Below are 5,095 nucleotides of genomic sequence, written 5' to 3'. Positions count from 1 at the left end.
TGATGATTTTCTGCTTTGTGGTGGCTTCCGACTGGAGCGTGATGAGATCGCCCTGAAGGGTCATGATCTTTTCTTCAAGCGCGGGCTGTTCTTCGTACAACTGGCGTGTGTGCTGCCGCCGCATTTCCTGGATCTCGCCGCGGAGGGCTTCGCGGTTCGCCTCGGGGGCTTGTTCGAGATCGTGTTCCTTGGTCGCGATGTCCTGCTCGAGTTTGATGATGGCCTTGCGCAGGGTGGGAAGCGCGGTGTTTTGCGCGGTGAAGAGGGCGCGTTTGCAGTCGCTGATGGACTGTTTCAGGGCGGTGATCTGCTGAAGCAGGGTGTCCTTGTCTGCGGCGAGGGCGTCTTCCTTGAGGGTGATTTCGATGTCGAGTCTCTGGAAGAAGGCGTCCCGGCCTTCACCTGTGACGCGTTTGAGGGGCCAGGTATTGAGGCCGCCGCCGGTCTTGCTGCGGTCTTCCGTGATGACTGCGGCGCCGAGGGCGGTGCCTGCGCCGATGCCGATGAGCCAGAGGCAGGTGTTGTTGAGCACGGGCACTTTGTTCAAGGAGATGAAGAGGAAGAGAAAGGAGCCGATGACGAGGATGAACCAGAAGGCCATCTGCGAGCGGGAGAGGCTGTAGGGTGGGATGCCGTCTGCGCGGAGATTCCCGAGGGTGTCGCGGATGAGATCTGTCCTGCAGGCGCTGATGAAGAAGAGCGCGAGGCAGAGGACCATGAGGAGGAGTGCGACGGAAAAAAGCAGGCCGTCGATGACGACGAGCCGGAGGATGCTCATGCCCTGGAGGGGCTGGGTGTCTGCGCCGACGTATTTGACGGCGGTGGGGAGGAGGAAGGAGCGATCTGCAAAGGGGCAGTTCAGCGTGAGCTGGACGCTGTCATTCATGAGGATGCGTTTTCGGAGCTGCTGCCACGCGGTGGTGTTGTCGTCGTTTTCGACGATGGGGAAGCGGTACCAGAAGTAGTCGTCATAGTCGGTGGCGGGCTTGCGCTCGGTCTGGCTCTGCGCCTCTTCATCGGGGTTGGTGGGAGCGACGCCTTTGAGCTCGAGGTCGTTGATGCGGAGGCGGAGCTCTGCGGCCTTCTTTTTGAGCATCTTTTTGATGAGCTGCGGGACCTCCTGCTGGAGGAGCGTGACCGTCTGCTCCGTGGAGGAGGAGGTGAGCAAGGGGAGGAGGTTTTTGAAGCTGGGCAGATCCAGCACGTCTGCGACCACGGCCTCTGCGGTGATCTTCGGCCTGCCGGGGGCGAGGGTGAGGCGGCCGACTTCCCGGGGGTCCGGGGGGCCGACGAGCTGGAGTTTGGCGGCCTGGAGCTGGTCGTTTTTTTCGCGGATTTGTGCGAGCACCCTGGCATCATCTACGGAGAGCGCGCCCTGATTTACGTACTCGGTGACGTGAGTGTCTGTGAGCACGCCGAGTGCGGCCTCGCGGAGGATGAGGTTGGCGTCTGCGGCGCGTTTGAGGTAGCCGTTGAGGATGATGGAGCGGACTTTGTCAGAGGTGCCTTTGGCGAGTTCGTCATCCACGAAGTGGAGATTGTCCGCCTGGCCGATGAGCCAGCCGTTGAAGTTTTTGACTTCGACGACGAGTACGTCTCCGAGAGCGAAGCGGTCGCCGTCGCTGCGGGGCTTGTTGCCCATGCCGCTGCCGCGTGAGACCCAGGCGCGGAGCACGCCTGCGTGGAATTTGTCCGGCTCAGGCGGTACGTCCTCGGCCCAGGCGTGGCTGAGGAGGAGGGTGAGGATGCAGCCCAGCAAGGCGTGGAGGCGGTGGCTGCGGGAGGGTGGAGAGGAGGTGCGGCGCGATGGTTCTGGGGAAAGCATGTTTTTTACTCCCGTGATATTCGTCAATTTACCGAGTAATGTATTTGGTGGGTGAATGTAAATCCAGCTAGTTTTGCGCCTGAGAAGATTGCGTATAATTCCACCTGCTGACGCTGCTGTTCGCAAGGCTCATTTCTGGTTTGGGAGAGCGTGAGGACGTTCGGTTTGCCGCAGAGGGGCAAAGGAGCAGAGGGAGCAGAGATGGGATCCAGGCTCTGCTTTCTATGTGTCTCTGCTGCTCAGCGGCAGCGTCGAAGGTCCCCTTCCCCTTCGAAACGGTCTGGTGCCAGGCGCGCTGTTCGGAAATCTGTTTTGGTCAACGCCAGAGGTTGTGTGAGCGGCGGTGCAAAGGCACTGGCAGAGCGCGATTTCATGGATGGCCGGTTGATTGAGTCAGTTTGAGGGTGAAGACGACGCCCGCCACGGTGCACATCACCGCGCCGCCAAAGGCCAGCACTGTCAGGAACCAATAGAAAAGTGGATCGTCGGCACGATTGTAGCGGACTCTTTTATAGGTGATGTATTTTTGGCTCAAGGAGCTCCAAGTGGCACAGAAGAGAAGCACGCCGATGAGGCTCAGCATGATGATTCCAACAAGGGAGTCTTGCGTGGTGGCGGTGAGCAGAGGGGGCGGCATTTTCGTCATGGGTTGCAGGGCCGGGGCGGGAGTCGATGCGATGCCCGTGGGGAGAGGAGTTCACGGTGCGCCAGGAGGAGCGGAGGAGGTGGATGCTGAGGTAGATGCCGAGGAGGAGTGAGAGGGCGGCGCAGAAGGCGACCCAGGCAGTGTATAACCCAAATTCGAAGGGGGAGTCTGCGCGGCGGTAGCGTCTGCCACGGTAGGTGATCTCTTTCCGAGTCCATGCCCGCCAGGAGACGAAGGTGAAGATGAGGCCGAAGATGAAGCACATGAATATGCCTGCGAGCTCGTTGGACATCATGGGGGTGGGGAGGGTGCTTGATCGGTGGGGGCATTAGGCGGGGCGGATGGAAGAACCGAGCGGACTGGAGCGGAGAATGGATAGCCAGAGGCGATCAGAGGACAACAGGGAGCCCGAAAGGGGGAACGCTGTGAATCCATGGGAAATGCAGGAATCTGCTCTCTGATGAATCTGCCAAGGACCAAGGGGAGGAATGGGACGGAGCCTTGCGTGCCTTAGCTTCGGCATGAATACAGGGCGGATATTTTGTCAAGAATTTGCACACTGACCCCCTTTTTGTGCCCGCTGTGACAAAGTACGTTCCGCCGACTGTGAGATGATGCGGCGGCGCGTGGGGCCATGCGATGATGGTCTTGGGCATGGCGGCGATGATTCACGGCGATGAGCATGGAGCAAGGCTTTTGGAGTGCGGGTGCGAAAGCCTGACAGGGGTGGAGATGGGGCTGGTTTGTGGTGGGTGGAGATGGGGCTGGTTTGTGGTGGGTGGGAGCTGACCGGCCCGCGACGTGTCAATGGCTCCCGCTTTCGGGTGGTTGCTGGTATGAGGGAGTCACCGAGGACGGCGAAAGCGGTAGCTGCGTTCGTTCCTCACTTCGCGACCGCAGTCCATATGGGGGCTTTGCCGAGTGTTTTGGAGTGCGGCGGCGCAAGCATGAAAGGCTTTCGGGTGGTTTGTGGCACGCGTGGACTGACCGGCCAGTGATGTATCAATGGCTCCCGCTTTCGGGTGGTTGCTGGTATGCGGGAGTCACCGAGGACGGCGAAAGCGGTAGCTGCGTTCGTTCCTCACTTCGCGACCGCAGTCCATATGGGAGGCTTTGCGGAGCGGGTGGATCGAGTTCGAGGACGATTGAGTGGCTACTGCGTCACGGGGATGGCTTTGGGGATGTACTCGTCTTGGGGGACTGGGATGGCGGCGGGGACGCCGCCGGGGGCGCTGGTGCTTTGGTAGGGGTCTATGCCGAGGACGACGCCGGAGACGGGGGTGACGGGGATGACGCGGGCTTCGCCTTCGACGAAGAGGGCGCGTGGAGGGATGGCGAGGAGCTGGGAGGCGGGGGCTTTGCCGTCCCAGCCTTTGGGTTTGCCCTCAGTGACCATGGCGAATACGGCGGCCCACAGGGGGAGCGCGGCGGTGGAGGCGGTGGTGGTGGCGCTGATGGGGATGTCTTTGTCATGCCCGATCCAGACGAGGCAGGTGCGGGCGCGGTCTGAGCCGATGAACCAGGCGTCGGTGCGGTCGTAGGTGATGCCGCCGTAGCCGGCGATGCTTTTGCGGGCGAGGCCGTGGGCGAGGAGGGGCTTGCGGTATTCGGGGCGCTCCATGCCGGTGATGAGGGTATCGCGCACATGGGCGATGGCGGCTGGGGTGAAGATCTCGCTGCTGCGGACGGTGGGGCCGGCGAGGAGGTGGGGGGTGGAGCTGGTGCGGCCGTCATTGGCGATGGCGGTGAAGGCGTGGGCGACTTCGATGAGGCGGAGGGGGCTCTGGCCGAGGGTGAAGGCGGCCTCCGTGCGGAGGGGGGTGGTGAAGCGGCAGCGGTTGAGGGCGGTGCGGAGGGGCTCCAGCCCGACCTGATAACCGAGGCGGACGGTGGCGGCGGTGCGGCCTTCGAGCAGGGACTGCTTGGGGGTGATGGTGGTGCCGGTGTAGGCGACGGGATCTCCCTCAGCCCCCCATTCGCCAAGGGTGCCGGTGAGTCCGCCGATCATGGCCTGCTTATTGTCGAGGGGGCCGTCGATCTGGGGGGCGTCGGTGACGTCTGGCTGGGCGGTGAGGGCGGCGGCGTAAACGAGGGGGAGAAAGGCGGTGCCGAGGGGGCGGATGCCTTCGAGGGCGCGATTGAAGGGGCTGGTGGTGAAGTCGCGCCCGCCCTGCATGGCGAGGATGGCGCCGGTGGTGTTGTCGAGGACGATGACGGCTCCCTGGAGGTCTTTGTCTTTAGGGGCGAGGGTGTCGAGGTGCTTGCGGACGAGGGTGTTGAGCTTGTGCTGCCAGTCGAGACGGAGGGTCATGGTCATCTCAGGCGGGGTGCCGGGCTTGAGGCCGAGGCGCTGGAATTCGGTGCGTGCGGCGGCGAGCATGTAGCCGGTGCGGACGCGGCTTTTGTCATGGCTGATGGTGACGGGCAGAGCGCGTGCGGCGGTGGCTTCGGCTGCGGTGATGCTGCCGGTCTCTGCCATGCGCTGGAGGGTGAGATCGCGCTTTTGTTTGGCGAGTTTTGGCTGGGTGATGGGGGAGTAGGCGACGGGGGCCTTGATGATGCCGGCCAACGTGGCGGACTCGACGAGGGAGATGTCGTGGACGTCTTTGCCGAAATAGGTGCGT

3 protein-coding genes are annotated in these 5,095 nt (G+C 62.6%); all 3 read right to left on the bottom strand.

Going from position 1 to position 5,095, the window contains the following annotated elements; translation table 11 throughout:
* The coding region (locus tag ACIREA_RS26460) for a hypothetical protein (protein WP_397385326.1) at positions 1 to 1,825 on the bottom strand (1,825 nt) is incomplete at its 3' end.
* 370 nt (positions 1,826 to 2,195) lie between these two features.
* Positions 2,196 to 2,462, bottom strand: a complete 267-nt coding sequence (locus ACIREA_RS26455; protein WP_397385325.1) for a hypothetical protein — start codon at positions 2,460 to 2,462, stop codon at positions 2,196 to 2,198.
* Between the two features lie 1,162 nt (positions 2,463 to 3,624).
* The coding region (locus ACIREA_RS26450) for a transglycosylase domain-containing protein (protein WP_397385324.1) at positions 3,625 to 5,095 on the bottom strand (1,471 nt) is incomplete at its 5' end.

Origin of the sequence: Prosthecobacter sp. (assembly GCF_044373815.1) — a bacterium.
Lineage (GTDB): Bacteria > Verrucomicrobiota > Verrucomicrobiia > Verrucomicrobiales > Verrucomicrobiaceae > Prosthecobacter.
Note: the sequence above shows the minus strand (reverse complement) of the source record. Positions and strands in the feature narration are given on the sequence as shown.

Bases quoted from the DNA above. Each gene is read 5' to 3' on its own strand.
- ACIREA_RS26455 (WP_397385325.1), bottom strand. From the start codon at position 2,462: ATGCCGCCCCCTCTGCTCACCGCCACCACGCAAGACTCCCTTGTTGGA.